We start from the raw sequence: 21,855 nt of genomic DNA, 5'->3' as shown, positions 1-21,855 counted from the left end.
CATGAGCGAGCAATTTAAAAACTACCCGCGCGATTTAATTGGTTATGGTCCAGATGTACCCCATGCAAATTGGCCCAATAAAGCCCGTATAGCTGTACAAGTGGTATTAAATTACGAAGAAGGCGGCGAAAACTGTGTATTGCATGGTGATGCAGCAGCCGAAACATTTTTATCTGAAATAGTCAGTGCCCCGCATGTAGAAGACCGCCATATAAGCATGGAATCTATTTACGAATATGGCTCGCGAGCAGGTGTATGGCGTTTACTTAAACTCTTTAAAAAATACGATATACCGGTCACCATTTTTGCAGTGGCGATGGCCCTTGAGCGCCACCCCGATGTAGCTAAAGCCTTTGTTAAAGCGGGCCACGAGATTGCAAGCCATGGCCTGCGCTGGATTAATTATCAAAATATAGATAAGCAAACCGAACGCGAGCATATGCAACAAGCCATTGAGATCATTCAAACGCTTACCGGTAAAAAGCCCAAAGGCTGGTATACCGGCCGAACTAGCCCAAATACCGCAGCCCTTGTAGTTGAGAATGGCACATTTTTATATGATGCCGACGATTACAGCGACGACCTACCTTTTTACAGTATTAAAGAAGGTAAACCACAGTTAATAGTGCCCTACACGCTTGATGTAAACGACATGCGCTTTGCTGCCGTGCAGGGTTTTAATGCCGGGGATCAGTTTTATAATTACTTAAAAGATGCATTCGATACACTATACGAGGAAGGCGACCCACAAGGTGAAAACGCCCCAAAGATGATGTCGATAGGTTTGCATTGCCGCCTAATTGGCAGACCAGGAAGAATAAAAGCATTAGCACGGTTTTTAGAATATGCTCGCTCGCATGATCAGGTTTGGTTTGCCACACGTGAGCAAATAGCCGAGCACTGGCTTAAAACCCATCCATATAAAAAAGCATAGTTTATATTTTTTAAAACATAAAAAAGCCCAGCAATGCTGGGCTTAAAGTCACTTTAGGAGTAGTTAGTTAAATGAAACCGTAATGATGTTAGAACATACATTTTCAGTTACACATAATTGGTAATCGTACGATGGTAATGTAGCACCACGTACGTAGTCGCGGTAACGACCTCGGTCAGCAGTAGTATCTACAAGCTCACCATTACGGTAAACACTTAGTGATTCAGCGCCAACACTTTCCCAACTAAGCTCTACACGCATAGTATCAAGGCGAGACTTATTAGCACGTTTTAAGGTGATTTCTAGCTCTACATCACTTACAACAACCGTTTGAGTTGATGTACTTGTATTGCCTTCACTGTCTGTTACCGTTAGTTCTACATCGTAATTACCTGATGCTGCATACACATGCATAGGGTTTTGATCAGATGATGTTGCACCATCGCCAAAGCTCCAGCTCCACTGTGTAATATCGTTATTTGAATCAGTGCTTGAATCAATAAAGTTAACTGTTAAGCCTTGTGTCTCAACGTCAAAACTAGCACGTGGTGGTTGTGGGCTAACTTCGCCAATAGCGCTTAGCGTTAATGACCAGCCATTAATTGTGCCGGTATCGGCTGCAGCAGTATCTTCTACTTGTAGTGTCCAATCGCCTGTAGCAACTTCGCCGTTAAATGATTCAGAAGTAAAGCTTCTAACTATGTCGTCGTTTGAACCACCCACATTGCTTTGTAGCGTTACTTGTGTGCCTTGAGCAGATACTAACTTAACCACTAAGTCGCCTGAGTAAGTATGCGAAATATCTACATCAGCAGTAGTACCAAATACTGTTAAGTCATCAGGAACATTAATTACTGACACTGCACCTACTGGCGAGTTATCAGGAATATCAACACTTGTGTTACTGCTGTAAGTAAAGTCGTTTAAGCCAACAGGTTGAACCATTAATTTAACTGACTGCTCTTTAACAATATCACCAGCTGTAGCTGTTACAGTAAGCTCGTATTCGCCCCACTGAGTGTTAGTATCGGTTTCAACATTTAGCATTACTTCATCGCCTGGGCGCGCTGTAAGCGATGATAAATAAGCGCCGCCTAATGTTGTTGATAACTCAAGCGTTACTTCTTCATCCCATTCGGCAATTGAACCAATTGTAAATGTGTAGTTTGTAGCTTGGCCTGCTTCAATTTGTTGCGTAAGTGGATCGGCTGATATTTTAAAGCCAGGTGTAGGGTCTGCATCAATAAGCGCTTGGTTAACATTAAGACGAGTACCTGCAACCGTTACACCTTGTAGCGCAGCATTTGCATCGCCAGAGTTCATTAGTAAATCTTTCAGCTCTTGAGTGCTAAGCTCAGGATTAATTGACAATACTAACGCTGCAGCACCTGCTACATGTGGCGTTGCCATAGATGTGCCTGAGTAAGATGCATAGCTCTCACCTGGTGTAGTTGATAAAATAGCACTACCCGGCGCGCCCATATCAACGCTTGTTAAACCATAATGTGAAAACCATGAAATACCATCGGTTTGATCCGTACTTGCAACCGATAATACACTTGCGTTTTCGTAGTTAGATGGGTAATGCGGGTTAACATCGTTATCAATAGTATCGTTACCAGCTGCGGCTACAAAGAGTAAATCCGCCGCTTCGCTTGATGCAATTGCATCTGCTAGTGCTTGGCTGTAACCGCCACCACCCCAGCTATTATTTAATACGCGTAAGTTAACGCCTGAGTTTTTAAGGCTAACCATGTAATCAATACACTTAATAGCGTCTGATGTTGAGCCATTACCCGCAGCATCTAAAAACTTACAACCAACAAGTGATACTTCATGGTTAACACCTACAACACCAATACCATTGCCACCACTTGCGCCAATAGTACCTGAAACGTGTGTACCATGGCCTTCGTCATCCATAGGGTCGCCACTGTCAGTAATGGCATTTATACCATGCACGTCATCTATAAAACCGTTACCATCATTATCAATACCATCTCCTGGTATTTCGCTGCTATTTACCCACATATTGCTAGCTAAATCACTGTGGCTGTAATCAATACCCGTATCGATTACACCTACCACTACATCGCGGCTACCTGTCGAAATATCCCATGCTTCTACTGCATCAATATCAGCGTCTGCTGTACCACCCGTTTGGCCATCATTATTTAAGCCCCAAAGCTCATCAAAACGAGGATCATCTGGCGTACGTGCAATGCTTACTTGGTAATCAGGCTCTACATATTCAATAGCTTGATGAGACTTTAAAAGCGCAATTGCGTCTTTAGTGCTCATTCCCGACACTTTAAACTTAGCTAAGCGACCTGAAAGTAAAGACGTATAGCTGTCATCAAGTTCATCTTTATTTAGATCAGTAATTTTAGCTTTAACTAATGAACGAGCCTGCTTACGCATTTCTTTCGTTGCATTACTTTTATATTTAACAATTATAGAATCACTGCTAGCAGTTACAGATTGCTTTACACCCACATCAGGAACTTTTGCAGCTGCTAAGCACGGAAGTAAGGCAAGAGTAATAATAGATAATTTTGTTTTCATTGTTCTATCCATAGTTTTTTTTGGGTTAGCTTAGATGCTCTAAGCACGTTCTTTCACTATTTCGAGTACAAGGGATCACATGGCATACCCTAAGGAAACAACCAAACTAATCATTTAACAAGTTAAAAAATAAAAACGTTGTTAAAACCAACAATTTTGACCAGTTAAAGTATAAAAAAAACACTAAAGACAGACCTTTTAATGAAATTCACGCAAAGCCATTTACCTAATAAAGGGTCGGAGATTTTTACTGCTTTTAGATTGAATTAATAAAAACCTCAACAACCGCACCATAACCCACTGAAAAATAAAAATTAAAAAATTGGTAAAAAATGATGATTTCAGAAAATACATTTGAGGAATACAGTAATTGGGTACTTAATAATTAACAGTTATTAAACGTAAGTTAAAAATAATGACAAAGCGTTTAGTGATAATTATTAACTACATCGAAAAATTTTACTTTAAGAGCTTTTCAAGCGGATCACAAAACATTATATCGGCACGGCATGCTGACACAGCAAATACCTTATAAAACCTATAAAATTTAAGGTGTTTGGTTTTAATATTTCAAGGAGAAAATAATGAAGTTGAACAAATCACTTTTAAGCTGCGCAGTTGCAATTGCAATGGGTACTAGCTTTGCTTCTTATGCAGATACTAACAACAAATCAGCATCAAGCTCAGAACTTGCTACCAACGTATCTGTAGCAAGTGTTGAAAACTCAATGACTCTTATCCAAACTTTTAATGAAAATACTGCACTACTTACACAAGATGGTGATAGCAACACCATGCTTGTAACAACAACCGGTAATAATAACGAAACTGAAGTTGTGCAGAGCCAATATGGTAATTATGCTGAAGTAATCACCACAGGTGACAACAACTTACAAGTATACAGCCAAGATGGCGTTGCTAATGGTTTTATCTCTGAAGTGACTGGTAATAATAATATGTTATTTGTTTCACAATTTGGCCAAGGCTTTTTTGTAAATAATGAAGCGATTAATATTGTAACTGGTGATGATAATATCATTGATGTTGAACAAGGCACTGGTGGTCACTGGTTCTACAACATGGATATGCAAGGTAACGCAAATGAAATTACCTCACTGCAAACCGGTGAATGGCATGAAGCAGAAATTACGATGCTTACAGGCGACGAAAATACTCTTGATTTAGTTCAAGACGGTTATTGGAGTACCTTTAAAGTAAGTAGTTTACAAGGCAATGACAACGAGCTTGAAGTTGAACAAGTAGGTGATCGTAATGCTGTAGCATTTAGTGCAATTTCTGGTGATGCAAATGAAATTGAAATTGAGCAAGATGGCTTAACTAATGCGGTAACGTTTGCAACTGTAATTGGGGACGACAACCAAATAGATTTAGATCAAGAAGGTTCACTTAACACAATTGAATCAAACTTATTTGAAGGTTCTAATAATGAGGTTTCAGCAACACAAGTTGGCGCTGAAAACTTAATGACAGCCGATTTAATTGGTGACAACAACGAACTAACTTCAATGCAAAACGGTGATTTAAACGAAGCCTACATGGGTGTAATTGGTTCAGACAATGAATTTACATCAGCCCAAATAGGTGATTTAAACTCGATTCACTTAGCTAACTTTAACGGCTCTGGCAATGATGTTGATTTAGTACAAGCTGGCGATGAAAATGCCGTACTTGTTCAATCTTCATACCCAGATGTAACGCTTACATCTAACGATAATGACATCGATATTGCTCAAGACGGCTCTCAAAATGAAGCAATTGTTACCCTTGCTGGCATTTTAGATAGTAATAATAACCAAATTGATATTGCACAAAGTGGCACGTTAAACCTTATTGATATGATGGTTGAAGGCAATAACCACAGCATTGATATTTCACAAACAGGTGAAGGTAACTGGGTTACTGGCGTTGAACAATCAGCATTTTTAGTTGGTGGTGAAAACGTATCGTTTAGTGTTACTCAAATTGGTAACGACAATATTGTTGAAGGCTCAGTAATTGGCTTTGACAGCACTGTATCTGTTACCCAAATTGGTGATGGAAACGCAGCAACAATTACTCAAATGTAATTGTTGAGGTGGGGAGAGCGACCCTCTCCCCTTTTTAAATTATGAAAAAAAATATTAACTTTAATCGTTACCTACTCACACTTTTCCTATGTTTTTCTGGGGCAACTCATGCTGCGGATGAACTAGAAATAGATGGCTTATTACTTGATAGAAGTATTAGCCGCTTTGGTCATCAATTTTATTATGAATTTTCAAACTACTGGCGAGATCTCCCTTCAACAGCTGGTTTTAATATTGAAATAAAAGAAACCGTAATACCAAAAGCGGGTACACAACTTTCTTTAATAATGAATAACCAACTTGTTTACGCGACTTATTTAGGTCGCAGATTAGAACCCCTCGATGAACGTGTTGAGCAAGCTGTTTATACAGTAATAGATGCAATGGCTCGCTCAAACATGGCTGCATCAACACCAGATATGGCTAAAGATGGATGGTAAAATGAAAAAAATAGCCCTTATAATAATAACAATATTAAGCTTTTCAGCTTCCGCGACTGAAATAATTTACACCCCAATAAATCCAAGCTTTGGTGGTAATCCACTCAATGCAAATATGCTGCTGAGCAAAGCACAGGCTCAAAATAAGCACAAGGCTCCGGTAATCGAAAAAGGTTACGCTGAACAATTTCAAGACTCTTTAGAGCGCACTTACTTAAACCGCATGGTAAGAGAGATTACCGATATGGCTTTTGGTGAGGATATTGAAGATAGTATTTTTAATCAGGACTCAATTTTTATGAGTGGTGATTATCAAATTGAAGTTATAACCAGCACAACCGATTCTATTACAGTAAAAATAACAAACATATTAGATGACTCTGTTGTGATCATTGAAGTACCGAGGTTTGGATAATGTATAAACTACTAATAACAATAACATTACTGGGTTTGAGCGGCTGTACAAGTTTAGGTAAGCTTATTCCACCATCACAGCAAAAAGCAATTAGCCTAGAGCCAACTGAATTATTTGCAGACTTAAAAAACTTACCAAAACCTGTTGGCAGCATTCCGGTATCGGTCTACTCATTTAGAGACCAAACAGGTCAATATAAACCACAAACTAACGTTAGTTCGTTTTCGACTGCCGTTACTCAAGGTGCTAATTCAATACTCGTACAAGCACTGCATGAATCTGATTGGTTTACACCTGTTGAGCGTGAAGGTTTACAAAACATTTTAACTGAGCGAAAAATCATTCGTGCAGGCCAAACTGATAACCCTAACCAGGCTGAGTTACCTCCACTTACCACAGCTAAAATCATTTTAGAGGGCGGTATTATAAGCTATGACACCAATGTGAAAACGGGTGGGTTAGGTATGGAATACTTTGGTATAGGCGCATCTGAGCTTTACCGTGAAGATGCTATTTCAATTTATCTACGCGCTGTGGATGTTCGTACAGGCCAAGTGTTGCTTAGTGTGGCCACCAGCAAAAAAGTATTAAGCCAAGAGATGCGTGCAGGCTTTTTTAGATACGTAAGCTACAAACGTCTAGCTGAAGCTGAAGCCGGCTTTAGTGACAACGAACCTATGAGTATTTGTGTAACTCAGGCAATAGAAAAAGCACTGACAGACCTTATAACAAAAGGCATTGATAAAGGCTTATGGGCTAAAAAAGTGAGCTAATTACTCAGGCCGTCATCACAAATAAAAAAGGCTACTAACAGTAGCCTTTTTTATGGGAGAAATTGAGATTATATATGCTATTTATTTAGCCATTGGTAATAAAACAGAAACGTAGCGCTGAGCCCAATTCGCAAGCTCTACCCTGTTACGTGAGTTAGTTTTTTTAAACGCACTGTACAAATGTGTTTTTACAGTGTGGTCGCTAATATTGAGCTTATCAGCAATTGTATTGTTACTCGCACCTTGTGCAATTAAATGAATAACGGACTTTTCTCGCTTTGTTAAATGATCGTAATCGTCCTGCTTTAATTCAATGTCGTCATGTAGGTTATTAAATGACGATGCCACGGCTAAAATATCGTTAAAAGCTTTTGAAATCACTTTACGCGTAAACCAAAGCTCGCCAGTATCAACACGAACTAACCCTTTAAAAATATCTTCTGGCGCATCAGATTTATAAAAAACACCATTAAAATGGTTAAGCAATAAGTTTTGCTCGCACACATCTTCTTTATCAACATTAAAGATAACAACACTATGGTGTTTAGCTAAACAAATAAGGTCTGCGGGAATGAGATCTTGCCATTTGCTTTTAGCACCATCTATTAAAAACAAATCATAATTTGCACGCTGCTCAGCTTTAGGAATAACATCGTCCATTTTAATATCACCAAACAAGGCCTGTAGTGTTCTTAAAATAGCTGTGTAGTTGTGTGAATGAAAAGATGATTGAAATGTAGTTTTTACGAATACTGAGTTTTTATGGGGCATAAATTTCGTCCTTGAAACATTTACACTACATTACCTAAATCAAATACAACTTACAATGAGATTTTGGTATTAAAATAAAGTTATCGTTTCTCACCCTAAAACAGATAAAAACCTATTAAATCAATACATAACCTACATTACTTTTATTTTACAATTGATTTTGTAAGATAAATAACAGATCGGATTAGTAGTTTAGTAATTTATAAAATCGAGTCGTTACGCCATTAGTCCAACCAAAACCCTGCTGTACTTGATATTCACCACCACCGGCTAAAACCGCTGGTGTGCACACATTGTATTTTTCGAGTAAGCACTTATTTACTGCAAAATTTTGCTCAACCATATTTACCCAATTTTGCATTATATGTGTACTCAATTGAGTAATACCGTAGTTATTAAGCCCTTTTACCGCAAGCCATTGGAGTGGAGCCCAACCATTTGGACTATCCCACTGCTGAGGCGTTTGAGTAATAGTTGTAACAATGCCACCCTCTTTTAAAAATTCATTGGCTAATATTGTAGCTACCTTGATTGCTTGCTCATTACTGGCTAAATTAACAAATAAAGCAGTAGTTGCCGCTGCACTAAGTATTGGAGATTGAGTCGTTGTACGGCAGTTATAATCAACAAAAAAACCGGTTGGTTCATTCCAAAGGTAAGCATTAATAAGTGCCTTGCGATTGCTGGCAAGTAATTGGTAATGCTCTGCTTGTTCACTATTGCCGAGCAATTGAAAGAATTTGCTTAATTGATTCTCTAAGTTATACATAAGGCAGTTTAAATCTATAGGAACAATATCAGTTGTTTGAATAGAGCTTAGTAAATTAGACTCACCAAGCCAACGAGAACTAAAGTCCCAACCCGACTCACATGCAGCGCGAATATTACGATAAAAATCAGATTTTTTCTCCTTCGCCAACCCTTCCGCTAGCGCTAAATCTTCACGCAATGACTCTGCTCTTGGCTCACTTACATCGTCCCAATAACGATTTAAAACACCACCACAAGGCATTCTTACTACCCGCTTTGAGCCCAATAAATCACTCGAAAGCAACTGCGCGTCTTGCATCCAAAATATATATTCTTTTTCAAGTGCTGCAACACACATAGCAAGCCATTGCGTATTGAGTGATTTGCTATGCGTATGTTCCCATAATAACTCGACCATGAGTGCTAAAACCGGTGGCTGCGAGCGTGATAAATAATAGCGACGGTTACCATTTGGAATACAACCATAATCGTTAATTAAATCTACAAAGTTAAGTAGCATATCTTCAACTACATCACCTTTATCTGCATCGATTAAGCCCAATGCTGTAAAATAACTATCCCAATAGTAAATCTCTTGAAAGCGCCCGCCAGGCACAATATAGCTGTGCTTTAGTGCTAGTAATGAATCTTGCTTCGGGGTATCCGCCTCTCTTCTAAGGCCACTCCATAACGAGTCTATATAATGTTTAACCGATGACGTATCAGCCTCAGTGCCCATTGCTAGCACTGGGGAAGTAATAAAGTGTGCGTTTACAAACTCACTAAACTGCGTATTAGTTAAAGGCGCTAATTGTTCATAGCTTTTACATGCACTTTGCCAATTAACACGCGCAATTGCATCTGCGAATGTTTTACAGTCGCTAAATACATGCTGCATTTGAACATCTTTAAATAATTGGCTGTCAAAAAAACTCATAACTTTCCTTACTGTTAAGCTGTTGTTGCGTGTTGTGAGATAGCGTCGGTTCGTTTTTTGAAAAAAATCACGCTAATAAAAATCAAACTAATGGGAACCAAAGAAAGGTAAAACGCATGCTGGCCACTAAAGTGCTCAAATACATAACCAGTTATTATTGAGCCTGTTGTTCCACCAAGTGCTGAAAAAACTACAATTAAGCCAGTCATAGCGGCATGACGATGTTTTTCAAGAGCGCTGAGAATAACTGAGTTAAGTACCGGATAAATAGGCGCCATGAAAAAGCCAATTAACGGTAAAATAAATGCAGCAAGTGGTGCATCAAATAAGCTAATTACTGTATTTTCAGTAACATTCTCAGTAAGCGGTAGGGTAATAAGTATGAGGCCGGCCATCGCAATTAAACAACTGCTCAATACAACAAACCAGTGAATGTGTTTAAGTACTTGCCCTGCTACTAAGCGCCCAAATGCAAGTGCCGCAGCAAAAATACTGGCCAGCTGAATACTAATAGCTATAGGAAGTTTTAAAACTTCATTATTGAATGTGGGTAGCCAAGTACCGACGCCCTGCTCAATTAATACGTATAAAAAAGCACTAATTATAAATATGAGTACCAACGGTTGATATGTTAGCTTAAGCATGGCGATAAAATCGAACCAACCAGAGCGTTTAGTTTTACTTATAATGGCGGGCTTTATAGGCGCAGCAATTACGCTCGCTATAACGATTAGGGCCAGAGCTGCTAGTAAGTAATAAACGTTGAGCCACGCGGTTGAATCGTTTGGATCTATAAAAGCAGTAAAAACCCAATAGCCACTTAACACACCAACCATGAAAATGCCCTCAATGGTGTTTAACAATGAAGAGTGGCTATTTGCATCATCTGTCACTTGGCCGATAATAGAGTAAACCGACACTTTAACCACAGCAAAGCCACAACCAATGGCGGCAAATAAAATTTTAAACGCATAAAAGTCACTAATTAAAGCCGTACTTACACAAGCAAGGGCAACAACAGTAAGTGCCCCAAGCATAGCCAGTTTATAGCCTAGGCGAGGAATAAACGAAGCCACTACAAATGACATTATCGCAATGGATAAATCTTTAAACCCCTCAAGCACTGAAGCTTCTGTTTTACTTACCCCAAGGGTATTTATTGCCTGCAAAATAACGGTGCCCACGCTATTTAACAAAATAGCGAAAATAAAGTAACTTGCTGCAATTGCCAGTGTGACTTTTGTTTTACTCATAATTGTCCTCGCTTTACAGCGTTATTTAAACGCTATAACGACCTTTATTGTATGCCCATAACGAGTGCATACACAGTGTGTGTTTATATCAGTGAGGTTTGAGTTTAGTTTAGAATAGCCCTAAATGCAATCGTTTGCATTTTAAATTTAACATTAACTCAACATGATTTATAAACTATCTTTTACTTGATTGGCGGGTAATCAGTTCAATATCAATTACTTGTGATTCAACTTTTTCACCAGCTAGTTGCTGCATCAATTTTTGAACTAATAGCGTGGCTGCGTACTGTGTGTTTTGTCGGATAGTTGATAATGAAGGGTGGCTAATGTCGGCCATAGCAATATCATCAAAACCTACTAGAGCGACATCATTAGGAATGCTTACATAACGCTCTTTTAAGGCTTTCATGGCACCTAAGGCAACCATATCACTACATGCAACTATAGCATCAAAATAAAGGCCTTTTTCACGCAGTAATTGGTTAATTGATTGATATGCTGAGCTACTTGTAATATCAATAGATACAACATGTTGCTCTAATTTATGGGATGCTAATGCGGCAGAGTACCCTCTATGACGCTCACTAATTTCACCATGTTCTGGGTCGCCTAAAAATACAATGTTTTTAGCTCCGTGCTCTATTAAATGCGTTGTTGCTTGCAAGCCTCCCAAGTAATTGTCACTTCCTACAATGGGGTAGTTGCTAGGTGTTTTAGGGTCTCCCCATACCACCAGCGGAATACCTGCGTTAGCTGCATTTTCTATATTGGTTTGGTTTTTACCTTGACCTACAACAATAATACCGTCTGCACGGCGGCTATTAATAAAATAATTAGCCCAATCGTCTTGCGCCATGATTGAATTAGATAGTAAAAGCTCTAACCCTTGCTGATTAAGTGCAAGATTAATTTCGCTCACTACTTTAAGTAAAAACGGATCGCTAATCGACTGCTCTGTTTGTTCGTCAAGGTTAATTATAACCGCAACTACATTGGTTTTTTGTGTCCGCAACCGACTTGCAGCCGTATTAAGGCTAAAATTATGCTCTTTAGCTAAGCGCTGAAGTTTATCGCGGGTTTCTTGCTTAATTAGCGGATTATCATTAAGCGCACGCGAAACTGTAGAGGTAGACACGCCTGCTAGTTTCGCTAAATCAGTTAATTTAATTTTTTTGTTATTCATGATCTTCCTAAATAGTCGCTTACCACTGATCAATACAATTATCTAACTCGCTGACAATATAGCATTATTATTTTTTGCTGGCGCGAACAACGACCTAAAAAGTGTTTAACATATAAATAAGCTCAATAAATAAACTATATAAATTCATAAATAATTTACAAATAAATATTGCAAACGTTTGCATTTATCTCTAAGGTTTCAATATACACAGCCTATTTACAATGATTTTTAGTAAAAAGGCTGCAGAAATACACTGTTTAATACACTAAAAACGGGATCACACACATGAAAATCAATAAAGCAAAAAGCACATTAGCGTGTGCAATTACTTTAGCGCTTAGCACTCAATGCGCATTTGCAGCAGAGCAAACACAAGAAAACCAGAAAGTTGAGCGCATTGTGGTATCGGGAACACCTACGGGTGTTGGAGTTAGAAAGATAGATGCCAGCTATGCGGTAACTAATATCGATAGTGAACAAATTATTAAACTGTCTCCAAAAAGCACCGCTGACTTGTTTAAAGCAATACCTGGTGTTTGGGTAGAAAGCTCAGGTGGTGAATCGGGCGCTAATGTATTTGTTCGTGGTTTTCCTGGTGGTGGTGATGCCCCATTTTTAACACTCAGTATTGAAGGCTCACCTATTTATCCTGCTTCAACATTGTCATTTTTAGAGAACTCATCAATGTTTCGTATTGATGAAACCATTGAGACAGTAGAAGCCCTGCGTGGTGGACCTAATCCTGTTTTATCTAACGGACAACCAGGATTAACAACCAATTTTAGATTAAAACGTGGTGGCGAAGAAACAGAAGGCTTATTTAAATACACAACTTCTGATTACGACTTACAGCGAGTTGATGCTGTGATGAGTGGTGAAATTACTGACGATTTATACTTTATGGTTGGCGGTTACGTAAAAAGCTCACCGGGTATTCGTGATGCGGGCTTTACTTCTGAAAAGGGTAGCCAATTTACAATCAACATTACTAAAGATTTAGACAACGGTGAGCTTAACTTTTATACCCGCCAAACAGACGATCACGGTGCATGGTACTTACCAACACCTCTTAATGTTGATGGTATTGACGCAGAATATACGCAACTTGGTACGCTAAATCGTCAAGCAACAATATTTACAGGCCCCGATGCACAAGCACTTGATATTGACCTAGGTGATGGCCGAGGATGGGACGGCCATGTTTCGGGCGGTAGTATTAAGCTAGAGCTAAAAGGTGGTTGGCATTTTTCAGATCGCTTTAACATTACCAAAGGCGATGCAAATACCTACGGTTTAGTACCTAGTGGCTCAGCAACAACGGTTGGAGCAGTTGCTGATAACGGCCAAACTGCATTTGGAGCAGTTACAAACACTGAATACGCAAGCGATACCCCAGTCCAACAACTTGGTCGATGGGTAGTACTTAAAGAAATCAGCTCATTTACTAATGATTTAGCTTTTTCGAAAAAATTTGGCGACCTATCAACAACCTTTGGATATTACACTGCAAGTACTTCAGCAAAAGATTGGTGGAGCTTAGGTAACACTGCATACCATGTACTTGAATCAGGTGGCGAAGCATTGGCTGGGATTGAATGTAATCAAAACACCGATGGTTGTGATTTTAACTACGACATAAGCTCAACAGGTGATGCGCGCACTAACGCGTTTTATGTCACCGGTGAATACAAATTTGCTGATGCGTTTACACTTGATGTTGGCGTACGTCAAGAAAACCACGAAGTAGAATACAGTGTAGATGAGGGCCTTGACGGTATTATTACTAAAACCGTTAGCTATGATGAAAGTAAAACATCGTGGACTACAGGGTTAAACTATTCAATTAATGATGATATGGGTGTGTTTGCCCGTGTTAACCGTGGTTATAAAATGCCTTACTTTGATGACTTTAGAGATAACTTTGATGCTTACGAAGGCGGCGAAAAGCTTATTAAAGAAATAACTCAAGGCGAGCTTGGCTATAAGTTAATTACTGAATCAACCGACTTTTATGCAACCGTATTTGTAAATGAAGTTAAAGGCGACACATTTGTAAGACGACCTGGCGTACCAGCAGAAATTTTAACAAACGAAGCATACGGTATAGAGCTTGATTACAACTTTAATCATGATTCTGGTTTTTCTGTTAATTTAAATACGACATTACAAGATGCTGAAATTACAGAGAGCCCAACAAACGATGGTAACCAGTCGCAGCGCCAACCAAAATGGCAAGTACGTATAACGCCAAGTTACGATTTTGAGCTACAAGGTATGTATGCAACTTTATACGGTACACTTTCAGCGGTTGATGATCGCTTTGGCAATAACGAAAACACTGTAACACTCGATGGCTACGAAAAAGTTGATTTAGGTTTAATATTAGAACCAATGGAAGGCATCAAGCTTCAAGTAGCAATAGATAACTTAACGGATGAGCAAGGCATTACAGAAGGCGATCCACGTAATGCTGATGCACCAAATGGTCGTTACATTATGCCTCGTACAACGCGCTTTAGTGTAAGTTACGCGTTTTAAATAAAATACAATATAAAGGGAGCATTCGCTCCCTTTCACTTTAATTAACCTCAACAAATAAATTTAAAGGCTACTCAATATTCGCTTTTAATTTATTTAACGCATCAACCGAAAAACCTCGATCATAAAAATATAAAATTTCGCCGCTGCTATTTATAAGTACCACACGAGAGTTATTTGGGCTTTGATTACCTGTAAACTTTTGAACTGTCTCGCCATCTTTATAAATAGTGATTACCCCACCCCATAATTCTTTAGGGATGCCTTTGCGCATACCGCTGTCTATAAATGTGCTAAACATACGTGGTGCCATGCCGGCAATGGTTGGTAGTTCGTATGTAGGGAGCGTTACGCCCGCCATATCTAAACCAATTAACCAACGGTCTATATCAAACTGGCTGTCTTGCTTGTACCCAATGAGCAGTAGTGTTTTATCTGCTTTAAAATCACTAGGTATAGTCACCATAGTTTTCTCTAAGCTTTCGCCACTAATGCTTGGGAACTGCTTACCTGTTAATTGCTGGTTTGGGTACTGTGTTGTACATGCGCTAAGTAGTAAAAGTGCAAAAGCACTTAATGTTAATTTGATCATAATAAACCTAATATTTATAAATTTCATACCGATACGTTTAGTATGGCAGCTGAGATCTAAAAACGCTGATTAGTTATATAATTTTTAAATTTAGACGCAGTCATGGGTTTACCATACTTCCAGCCTTGTCCGTAATGCACACCCGCTGTTTTTAAAATGGCTTCTTGCTCAGTGGTTTCAATTCCTTCTGCTACACAGGTATAATTAAACTTATGCACAAGTTCCATAATATTCGGGATCATAGAGGCTTTTAAGCCCTCAGTTGTTATATCTTGAACAAACGTACGATCAATTTTAAGTTGATGAAAGCTCAAATTTTGTAAATTTCTTAAATTCGAATAACCCGTACCAAAGTCATCTAATGATAAGTTAAATCCCGATTCAACCAAGGTTCTAAAATGAGCATGCGCGATGCTTGTATCAAGGTATTCGTCTTCAGTTATCTCTAAACAAATAATAAAGCGTGAATTGGTAAGCTCTGTAATTTGTGGCAGCAACGACACGTTACCCAGCTCTACATCACACGGAAATATATTAAGCGACACTTTGAAGCCTTCAGGCAATACCTCTATAGAGGTTAGCTCTTTGATTGTAGTGGCAATCATGGCCTCAGTAAAAGTCCAGGTTAAATTGTTTTTTCTAATAACCGGAATAAACTCATCTGGAAATAAAACACCGTACTTATCTTCAAAACGTGCAAGTACCTCGCAACCAATCAGCTTGCCACTTTGCAAACAAATAATAGGCTGGTAAGTCCAATAAAATGATCCCTTTTTGAGTCCTTTACGAATACGCTGATTAATAGAGCGACGTGCAGCAATTCTTGCATCAACTATTAACGCACTCGATATTCCCGCTAAACAGGTTAAAATTAACGAAATGATTAATAATAAGTGGTTATTAGAAAAAAACAGACTCCAAGGTAAGTGCACTACCACACAATATTGACTACTTGTAGAACTGCAAACTAAATTAGTTTCGTAAGGAAAGAAAACATTGTTTTTTACTTGAAGGTAGAGATCCTCTTTACCTGCTAAATGATGCAAAGTATTTGGTGTTTTATAAACAACTTCCCAATCTGGCACAGTAATGCCAATGTTGGTAAAGGGAGTACTCTGCATAATTAAATTATAGTCCCCTTGTCTGACTATAATCACCTCCATAGGGCGCTCACTAAATAATAATAGATAAAGCTCTGGCTCAAAACGGACCCTCACCTGTTCATCATCTCGAATAAAGTCAGGCTGTTTGTCGTTAATTGGTTTACTTAATAAGCCTGCACCCGTAGTACAAACTAGCTGATTATCTTTAAAAAAACCTATATCAATTACATATTTTGCGTCAAATAAAGCGCGGCGCATCTCAAGAAGAGTTGTGTTGTCACACTGTTTAAACGCAAGCTTATTTAATGGGGTAAGTATTCGACGCCGCTCTGCAATTGCACCTTCTACATGAGTGAGAATATACTCAGCATCTGACTTTGTTTGTGCTGTTAATTGCTGCGCTGCAAAATTGAGTAAAATAATACAGCCAGTTATAAAAACTAACACTCCGGTTAGAACGGCTATAATAGATTTTTGTTGGTACTTTTTCATAGCATCTCGAAGTTGTTAATTTATATCACTACTTTATTAGATGATTGCATAAGTCGCATTAAATTCACACAGATAGATTTAACAATTATTGAGTGAGTTTTGAACCAATTGCGCTATTTTAAAGCCTATTGCCAAATGTTGGATATCATCAAAATGAATCCCATCACCATCTGTTATGCTAATAAACGAGTTAAAATCAATAAAAGCGCACTTATTATTAGCTGCAACGCTTTTAAATGCACTAGAGAGCTTTGTTACTTTTGTATCAGCCTCTTCATAAATACGTGAATACTGCTCGGTAATTCTTATTTTAGGTGGGCTAGCAATAATAATCTTAGGAGATTTTAAAGTACTACCTTGCTGATAATAAATGTGTATTGAGTTAATTAAATCATTCAAGCCATCTGCTATTAAAGTATGTGTTAAATTAAAACGTTTTTTAAGATCGTTTGTACCAAGAGCTATAATAATAAAGTCGAGATCATGCTTATCCAAATAAGGCTTTAAATAGCTAACACCATTAAGCACACCGTCAAACGGGGGATTATGCACTAACGTGCGATTAGGTTGCCCTGCCTCTATTACGTTAAAGCCCCACCCTAAGTTTTTATTTAAAAGTGATGTCCAACGGGTATTTTCATCAAAACGTTTACCCGTTACAGGGTTTAAGCCCCATGTATTTGAATCCCCAAAGCAGAGAATATTTTTTATTATTTGAGTCATTAAAATGGATTGAGCGTATAGCCTTGTTGTTGAAGTTGTGCGTGAGCGGTCATAGCCGAAAGCGACATTTTTACACCCTCAATTAAAAGCGCTGGCGTTACTTTAAAGTGAGTAGCAGATTGCCCGCAAACATACACTTTAGTGTTGTTTGCTAGTAGCTGCTCAATTAACGCTCGGTTTTTATTGTCAGCGTTAAAGCGTTTTTTATATTCGCTATTAGCTAACACATCAACACTTGCGCTGCCGTGCACAACTAATGCAAGTTGTATGTTTTCAGGCTTTACGCCATGCGCCACATGCATGTTAATAAAACGCGCTAGCGAATTTATTGAATTATTTTGCGCGCCTTTTTCAGCGCCATCAGCAACATCAAATGCTATTTTAAATACCGTAGCGTCATTAATTTCATCATGCTCGGGTACATTGTAATAATTACCATATCCCTTAATTGGTTGCTCTGTTGCATATATTAAAGGGCTAAAAAGCAGCACTAACAATAGTAAATATTTCATAAAACAATCCTGTGTTTTTTAAGATTATTACTAAACTACCAGAGACAACCAAAAAAGGCTGCAATTTAAGCAACCTTTTGGGTACTTTTATGGCTGTGGTTAATAAACTGCATACCTAAATAACTAAACGTATTTTTAAACTGCTCTACAAAACAGGCGGGGGCTTCACTTGATGACGCATTAGAAAGCACTGAAAAATGCTTACTGCGTAAATTACGAAGCTTAGGTTTTAATACTTCATCGTCCATATAATCGGTTATTCTATCGATAAATAATTTCATTTGTACCGTGGTGCTGTACCAATAAACAGGAGACGCAAACACCCAATGATCATATTTTAAAAGTGCTTCAAACACAGCGTAAAAATCATCATTTTTATAGTTTTTGTTATAGCAGTACGGCGCAATTTTATAATCATCTAAGCATATTACACGCACATTATTTTGCTCTGCAAATCCATTAACGTGCGCCTGTGTATTACCATTTTTGCGTGCGCTTGAATAAATAATAACAGTGCTACGCTCAAGTTTTTGTTGCATTTAGTTAGCTCCTTTTTTAATGTTGCAAGAAGCTTAAAACCTCAAGTTATATTGAGGTCAATCGGAAATTAAAAATAATGCCAATAGATCAAAAAAAACTAACTGAGGCCAGCTTAACCGTGGGTTATGTAGCAAAGCGTAGCGGCGTAAAAGTATCAACCCTACATTTTTACGAAACAAAAGGACTAATACGTAGCTGGCGTAATGGCGGCAATCAACGCCGCTATAAAAAAGATGTACTGCGCCGTATAGCGGTAATAAAAGCCGCACAAGCAATGGGAATAACCCTTGATGAAATTAAACAAACATTGGCAACATTACCTGATCAGCGCACACCCACGCAAAAAGACTGGGCAGCCCTTTCAAAGCAATGGCAAGCACAGCTGGACGAGCGAATAGCGTATATGCAGCGTTTGCGCGATCGCGTTGATGGATGTATTGGCTGTGGGTGCTTATCTATGAGTAAATGCCCTATTTATAACAAAAACGACCACTTAGGCGAAAACCAAAGTGGTGCTATTTTGTTAGAGCGAGATTGAGGGCTAGATTAAAGTTAATCTAAGCCGCTTAGCCCCTCTCTCGCCGCTCGGTATAGAGCGCCTAGGGTTGAGTCGAATACAGATTTTATAAAGCTATATGTAAGCTCCACCGCTTTACTAATTACTTTGCCAGCAAACACTAACATATGCCCTAGTAAACCTAAGGTTTGTGTTGCAAACGAGGCTGACGCTTTAGCTATTTTATCTAAAGTACGCGCCAACATATCGTAAAAAGTGAGCCCAGTACCAATAGCAGCTTGAGCTGCTACTGCACTGTAATAGCCCGCATCTTTTAAAAGTGTGACTAACGCAGCCCCTAGCTTATCAGCCCAGTGAGAAGTAAAAGAGGCTTGATTTCTATCTTCAAATTTTAGACGCACAGGGGTACTCAAAAAATGATTAGCTTGAATGGTTAAGTTGTTCCAATTATTACTATTGGCTGTGTTTATATAGCCAGGCGTACCATTGAGGGTATGGGCAGCACCTTTTAAACCTTGCCCATTATCTAAGCGAATTTCTTGACCGCTATAAGGTGCATGCGAAAACGGCCACAAAGGTACCTTAGCAACTGGGTCTGCACCATGAGTACAGCGATAAATTTTATCAATTCTCGATGTCGCAGCCCGAGAGAAGTTTTCAAGCCCAACGCGCGGTGAGCCAAACGTATATAGCTTTACAGGTATTGAATATTCAGCTCTAATCCAATCGGCAGAAAGCGTCGCTAATGCACCACCTAAGCTGTGGCCAACTAAATGAATACAATCGGTTACTTTATCTTTAATATTAGCTTCAACAAACTCCTGTAACGCGGGCTTCATACTGTAAAAGGTCTTATTAAACCCAGCATGCACCATACTGCCGTTTGAGCCTCCACTTAAACCAAAATGGCCATCAGTTAAGCCATCTCTTAGCGAGTTAGTACCTCGAATTGTTATAACTGAATCACCCTGATAATCGCCAAGCCCATGCCCTACTAAAGCAAAACCCGTACTTAAATTAAATAAATGGGAGAAAAAACCGCCCGTTACACCTTGTACTGCGCCAGGGTTAACTGAAAAGTTAAAATTGTCGCGCAAAGATGCATGAAGTGAACGATGAAGTAAGTTAGTGGTTTTAATGCTTTTTGCTTTATAAGCAAGGTTAGCTAACTGTACCGCTTGGGTTGGCGTCAAAGTATTCATATAAGTTCCCTTTAAATTAATAGTTAAAGTTTACATGATGTGTAAATCGCAAAAGCGTGGCTGGTATCTTCTTTAATTGGAATATCGTATGTTTGCGGCTCTTTAGAAATATCGCACTTCAAGTGTGCAAGAAGCTCTTTAAGTGTGTCACTTTTTTCATGAATTGAAACAAGCGTGTACCATAAAACAATTCCTTCTGGCGTGCCGTTTTCTAAATAAATATGCTGAACCAACGAGTCGTTATCAAACATATTAGAGGGCTTACCTGTCTTTATTGTTTTTTCTGTAAAAGTAAAATAACCGTGTTCGTCTGTTGTGGTTTCGTCAACGTATTCATCGCCATAGGTGAGTGAGCGCATTACTTTAGTGTTTGCAACTGGCTGCCCATTATCTAATAACTGCCCCTTTACTGGAGCCGATAAATAAAATTCTTGTTTATTAAAAAAGCCAAACATATCCGCACAAGCCTGTGATGTAGTAAAAAAAACAACGGCAATAGAGACTATTACCAACACAAAAATTTTTAAACGCGATAAAAACAAAGCAAACACTCTCCCAAGACCTAGCTATAAGCTACTTAATGTTTATGGCCAATTAATTACACCAACCATATTTATATTAAAAAAAAGTAGGGGAACATACTAATTAGGTACAATTATATTGCATGTTTTTTAATCAAAAAACAATCCTAATTTAATTATAAAATAGCGTATATATTAATTTGCCAATACTACTAAACGCGATACCGCCCACAAGCAAAAAACCATATATAAAACTAATAGCACCCGCTGAAGGATCGCTCCTTTTATCAATTTCTATACATGCCGTGCACACAACAAAAAATATAAAAAAGTTTGCGATAACGCCTAAAATAAAAGCATGCCCAAATAACGGTGATACACCTGCCAAAACTGCGCCCAATATTAAGAGCAAGCCTGAAAATGAATGTTTATTAAATCGGCTCTCTATTATTTTTATAACTAATGTGGCTAACATAAAGAGTAAAAAGTATAGCGTTGGCCAAAACTGATAATATAAATACCCCCAGTTTAAAAGCTCACCTGTAGTTGATGAATAAGTTTGTTCACCTATGACAGGCGCTGAAGCATTCGCGGCATTTTCGCTAAAAAAATATCCTAACCCACCAATAATTAATTTTATAATCCAAAAAAATAAAAAGCTGGCAATAGTAAACCCGATAGCGTCATCTCTTGTTAATCGTTTTTTAGCTTTGCTTTTTACAATAATGGCAAGCATTAAACCTAGTAGGCATACACTTCCTAAATAAAGTAACGCCTGCCAAAAGTTATCAGAATAAAATACAGCTAACCCTGGTGCTATAAAAAGATACATAGCATCTTCGTTATCTAATGAACGGCTTGGAGTACTCCGATCTGACTCTTTAAAAAGAGCTAAATATACAAATAAAGGCTGCAAAAACAGCATTAAAATACTCGTGGTGATAAGGCTCATAGATCATCCTTGATGAGAAAAAATTAATGCAGCACTAGTGCTGCATTAATATTAA

20 protein-coding genes are annotated in these 21,855 nt (G+C 38.4%); 7 read left to right on the top strand and 13 right to left on the bottom strand.

The genetic code is table 11. The annotated features are described in order from the left end of the window. The first annotated feature begins 1 nt into the window (after position 1). On the top strand, positions 2–934 hold the full coding sequence (gene puuE / locus H5159_RS06815) for an allantoinase PuuE (RefSeq protein WP_182780060.1): 933 nt from the start codon (positions 2–4) through the stop codon (positions 932–934). Between the two features lie 63 nt (positions 935–997). On the opposite strand, the gene H5159_RS06810 is transcribed toward puuE, so the two are convergent. After that, the gene (locus H5159_RS06810; RefSeq protein WP_154902977.1) at positions 998–3,499 is read right to left on the bottom strand and encodes a S8 family serine peptidase; all 2,502 of its coding nucleotides are present in this window, start codon (positions 3,497–3,499) and stop codon (positions 998–1,000) included. Between the two features lie 584 nt (positions 3,500–4,083). Here H5159_RS06810 and H5159_RS06805 point away from each other — a divergent pair. The 4 genes from H5159_RS06805 to H5159_RS06790 are packed head-to-tail and all read left to right on the top strand — an operon-like array spanning position 4,084 to position 7,214. Beyond that, positions 4,084–5,586: a curlin gene (locus H5159_RS06805; protein WP_182780059.1), complete on the top strand. Its 1,503-nt coding sequence runs from the start codon at positions 4,084–4,086 to the stop codon at positions 5,584–5,586. Between the two features lie 41 nt (positions 5,587–5,627). Continuing rightward, a complete protein-coding gene (locus tag H5159_RS06800; protein ID WP_024595596.1) occupies positions 5,628–6,026 on the top strand; it encodes a curli production assembly/transport protein CsgE in 399 nt (132 codons plus the stop codon). Continuing rightward, on the top strand, positions 6,016–6,441 hold the full coding sequence (locus tag H5159_RS06795; RefSeq protein ID WP_024595597.1) for a curli assembly protein CsgF: 426 nt from the start codon (positions 6,016–6,018) through the stop codon (positions 6,439–6,441). Before H5159_RS06800 ends, H5159_RS06795 begins: the two co-directional genes overlap by 11 nt. Beyond that, positions 6,441–7,214, top strand: coding sequence for a CsgG/HfaB family protein (locus H5159_RS06790; RefSeq protein WP_182197166.1), 774 nt, complete (start codon positions 6,441–6,443; stop codon positions 7,212–7,214). The genes H5159_RS06795 and H5159_RS06790 overlap by 1 nt, the downstream gene beginning before the upstream one ends. Positions 7,215–7,295: 81 nt before the next feature. Here H5159_RS06790 and H5159_RS06785 read toward each other — a convergent pair whose 3' ends face one another. The 4 genes from H5159_RS06785 to H5159_RS06770 all read right to left on the bottom strand — a co-directional run bounded on the left by H5159_RS06785 (position 7,296) and on the right by H5159_RS06770 (position 12,108). Beyond that, on the bottom strand, positions 7,296–7,985 hold the full coding sequence (locus H5159_RS06785; RefSeq protein WP_024595599.1) for a LuxR C-terminal-related transcriptional regulator: 690 nt from the start codon (positions 7,983–7,985) through the stop codon (positions 7,296–7,298). Positions 7,986–8,169: 184 nt separating this feature from the next. Next, positions 8,170–9,672 carry a trehalase family glycosidase gene (locus H5159_RS06780; protein WP_182780058.1) on the bottom strand — a complete coding sequence of 501 codons (1,503 nt, stop codon included), beginning with the start codon at positions 9,670–9,672 and terminating at the stop codon, positions 8,170–8,172. Positions 9,673–9,686: 14 nt separating this feature from the next. Continuing rightward, the gene (locus H5159_RS06775; protein WP_182780057.1) at positions 9,687–10,925 is read right to left on the bottom strand and encodes a sugar MFS transporter; all 1,239 of its coding nucleotides are present in this window, start codon (positions 10,923–10,925) and stop codon (positions 9,687–9,689) included. Between the two features lie 175 nt (positions 10,926–11,100). After that, the gene (locus H5159_RS06770) at positions 11,101–12,108 is read right to left on the bottom strand and encodes a LacI family DNA-binding transcriptional regulator (protein ID WP_007378432.1); all 1,008 of its coding nucleotides are present in this window, start codon (positions 12,106–12,108) and stop codon (positions 11,101–11,103) included. Between the two features lie 285 nt (positions 12,109–12,393). Between H5159_RS06770 and H5159_RS06765 the strand changes: the two genes are divergently transcribed. Then, on the top strand, positions 12,394–14,646 hold the full coding sequence (locus H5159_RS06765) for a TonB-dependent receptor (protein ID WP_182694191.1): 2,253 nt from the start codon (positions 12,394–12,396) through the stop codon (positions 14,644–14,646). 70 nt (positions 14,647–14,716) lie between these two features. On the opposite strand, the gene H5159_RS06760 is transcribed toward H5159_RS06765, so the two are convergent. The 5 genes from H5159_RS06760 to H5159_RS06740 all read right to left on the bottom strand — a co-directional run bounded on the left by H5159_RS06760 (position 14,717) and on the right by H5159_RS06740 (position 18,607). After that, a complete protein-coding gene (locus H5159_RS06760) occupies positions 14,717–15,238 on the bottom strand; it encodes a hypothetical protein (RefSeq protein ID WP_182780056.1) in 522 nt (173 codons plus the stop codon). A gap of 56 nt (positions 15,239–15,294) precedes the next feature. Then, positions 15,295–16,833 carry an EAL domain-containing protein gene (locus H5159_RS06755; RefSeq protein WP_182780055.1) on the bottom strand — a complete coding sequence of 513 codons (1,539 nt, stop codon included), beginning with the start codon at positions 16,831–16,833 and terminating at the stop codon, positions 15,295–15,297. A 78-nt stretch (positions 16,834–16,911) separates the two neighbouring features. Beyond that, on the bottom strand, positions 16,912–17,547 hold the full coding sequence (locus tag H5159_RS06750; RefSeq protein ID WP_182780083.1) for an SGNH/GDSL hydrolase family protein: 636 nt from the start codon (positions 17,545–17,547) through the stop codon (positions 16,912–16,914). An 8-nt stretch (positions 17,548–17,555) separates the two neighbouring features. Next, a complete protein-coding gene (locus H5159_RS06745) occupies positions 17,556–18,068 on the bottom strand; it encodes a DsrE family protein (RefSeq protein ID WP_182671945.1) in 513 nt (170 codons plus the stop codon). 65 nt (positions 18,069–18,133) lie between these two features. Then, positions 18,134–18,607, bottom strand: coding sequence for a flavodoxin family protein (locus H5159_RS06740; RefSeq protein ID WP_182780054.1), 474 nt, complete (start codon positions 18,605–18,607; stop codon positions 18,134–18,136). A gap of 77 nt (positions 18,608–18,684) precedes the next feature. Between H5159_RS06740 and soxR the strand changes: the two genes are divergently transcribed. Continuing rightward, complete coding sequence (gene soxR, locus H5159_RS06735) at positions 18,685–19,146, top strand: redox-sensitive transcriptional activator SoxR (RefSeq protein WP_182733393.1); 462 nt, start codon at positions 18,685–18,687, stop codon at positions 19,144–19,146. A 14-nt stretch (positions 19,147–19,160) separates the two neighbouring features. Here the strand turns inward: soxR and H5159_RS06730 are convergent, their stop codons facing one another. The 3 genes from H5159_RS06730 to H5159_RS06720 form a co-directional block, all read right to left on the bottom strand. Then, a complete protein-coding gene (locus tag H5159_RS06730) occupies positions 19,161–20,327 on the bottom strand; it encodes a lipase family protein (protein ID WP_076924320.1) in 1,167 nt (388 codons plus the stop codon). A 23-nt stretch (positions 20,328–20,350) separates the two neighbouring features. Then, complete coding sequence (locus H5159_RS06725; protein ID WP_253188801.1) at positions 20,351–20,782, bottom strand: DUF4198 domain-containing protein; 432 nt, start codon at positions 20,780–20,782, stop codon at positions 20,351–20,353. 238 nt (positions 20,783–21,020) lie between these two features. Then, positions 21,021–21,800, bottom strand: a complete 780-nt coding sequence (locus H5159_RS06720) for a hypothetical protein (RefSeq protein ID WP_076924321.1) — start codon at positions 21,798–21,800, stop codon at positions 21,021–21,023. Positions 21,801–21,855: the final 55 nt, after the last annotated feature.

The organism is Pseudoalteromonas sp. SG43-1, from assembly GCF_014164415.1.
GTDB classification, from domain to species: Bacteria; Pseudomonadota; Gammaproteobacteria; order Enterobacterales; family Alteromonadaceae; genus Pseudoalteromonas; species Pseudoalteromonas distincta.
The sequence above is the reverse complement of the archived record's forward strand: the minus strand, read 5'-3'. Positions and strand labels throughout refer to the sequence as shown.

What these genes read in the sequence shown, in the direction of transcription:
- puuE (WP_182780060.1), top strand. Translation starts at nt 2, where the DNA reads ATGAGCGAGCAATTTAAAAACTACCCGCGCGATTTAATTGGTTATGGT.
- H5159_RS06810 (WP_154902977.1), bottom strand. Translation starts at nt 3,499, where the DNA reads ATGAAAACAAAATTATCTATTATTACTCTTGCCTTACTTCCGTGCTTA.
- H5159_RS06805 (WP_182780059.1), top strand. Translation starts at nt 4,084, where the DNA reads ATGAAGTTGAACAAATCACTTTTAAGCTGCGCAGTTGCAATTGCAATG.
- H5159_RS06800 (WP_024595596.1), top strand. Translation starts at nt 5,628, where the DNA reads ATGAAAAAAAATATTAACTTTAATCGTTACCTACTCACACTTTTCCTA.
- H5159_RS06795 (WP_024595597.1), top strand. Translation starts at nt 6,016, where the DNA reads ATGGATGGTAAAATGAAAAAAATAGCCCTTATAATAATAACAATATTA.
- H5159_RS06790 (WP_182197166.1), top strand. Translation starts at nt 6,441, where the DNA reads ATGTATAAACTACTAATAACAATAACATTACTGGGTTTGAGCGGCTGT.
- H5159_RS06785 (WP_024595599.1), bottom strand. Translation starts at nt 7,985, where the DNA reads ATGCCCCATAAAAACTCAGTATTCGTAAAAACTACATTTCAATCATCT.
- H5159_RS06780 (WP_182780058.1), bottom strand. Translation starts at nt 9,672, where the DNA reads ATGAGTTTTTTTGACAGCCAATTATTTAAAGATGTTCAAATGCAGCAT.
- H5159_RS06775 (WP_182780057.1), bottom strand. Translation starts at nt 10,925, where the DNA reads ATGAGTAAAACAAAAGTCACACTGGCAATTGCAGCAAGTTACTTTATT.
- H5159_RS06770 (WP_007378432.1), bottom strand. Translation starts at nt 12,108, where the DNA reads ATGAATAACAAAAAAATTAAATTAACTGATTTAGCGAAACTAGCAGGC.
- H5159_RS06765 (WP_182694191.1), top strand. Translation starts at nt 12,394, where the DNA reads ATGAAAATCAATAAAGCAAAAAGCACATTAGCGTGTGCAATTACTTTA.
- H5159_RS06760 (WP_182780056.1), bottom strand. Translation starts at nt 15,238, where the DNA reads ATGATCAAATTAACATTAAGTGCTTTTGCACTTTTACTACTTAGCGCA.
- H5159_RS06755 (WP_182780055.1), bottom strand. Translation starts at nt 16,833, where the DNA reads ATGAAAAAGTACCAACAAAAATCTATTATAGCCGTTCTAACCGGAGTG.
- H5159_RS06745 (WP_182671945.1), bottom strand. Translation starts at nt 18,068, where the DNA reads ATGAAATATTTACTATTGTTAGTGCTGCTTTTTAGCCCTTTAATATAT.
- H5159_RS06740 (WP_182780054.1), bottom strand. Translation starts at nt 18,607, where the DNA reads ATGCAACAAAAACTTGAGCGTAGCACTGTTATTATTTATTCAAGCGCA.
- soxR (WP_182733393.1), top strand. Translation starts at nt 18,685, where the DNA reads ATGCCAATAGATCAAAAAAAACTAACTGAGGCCAGCTTAACCGTGGGT.
- H5159_RS06730 (WP_076924320.1), bottom strand. Translation starts at nt 20,327, where the DNA reads ATGAATACTTTGACGCCAACCCAAGCGGTACAGTTAGCTAACCTTGCT.
- H5159_RS06725 (WP_253188801.1), bottom strand. Translation starts at nt 20,782, where the DNA reads ATGTTTGGCTTTTTTAATAAACAAGAATTTTATTTATCGGCTCCAGTA.
- H5159_RS06720 (WP_076924321.1), bottom strand. Translation starts at nt 21,800, where the DNA reads ATGAGCCTTATCACCACGAGTATTTTAATGCTGTTTTTGCAGCCTTTA.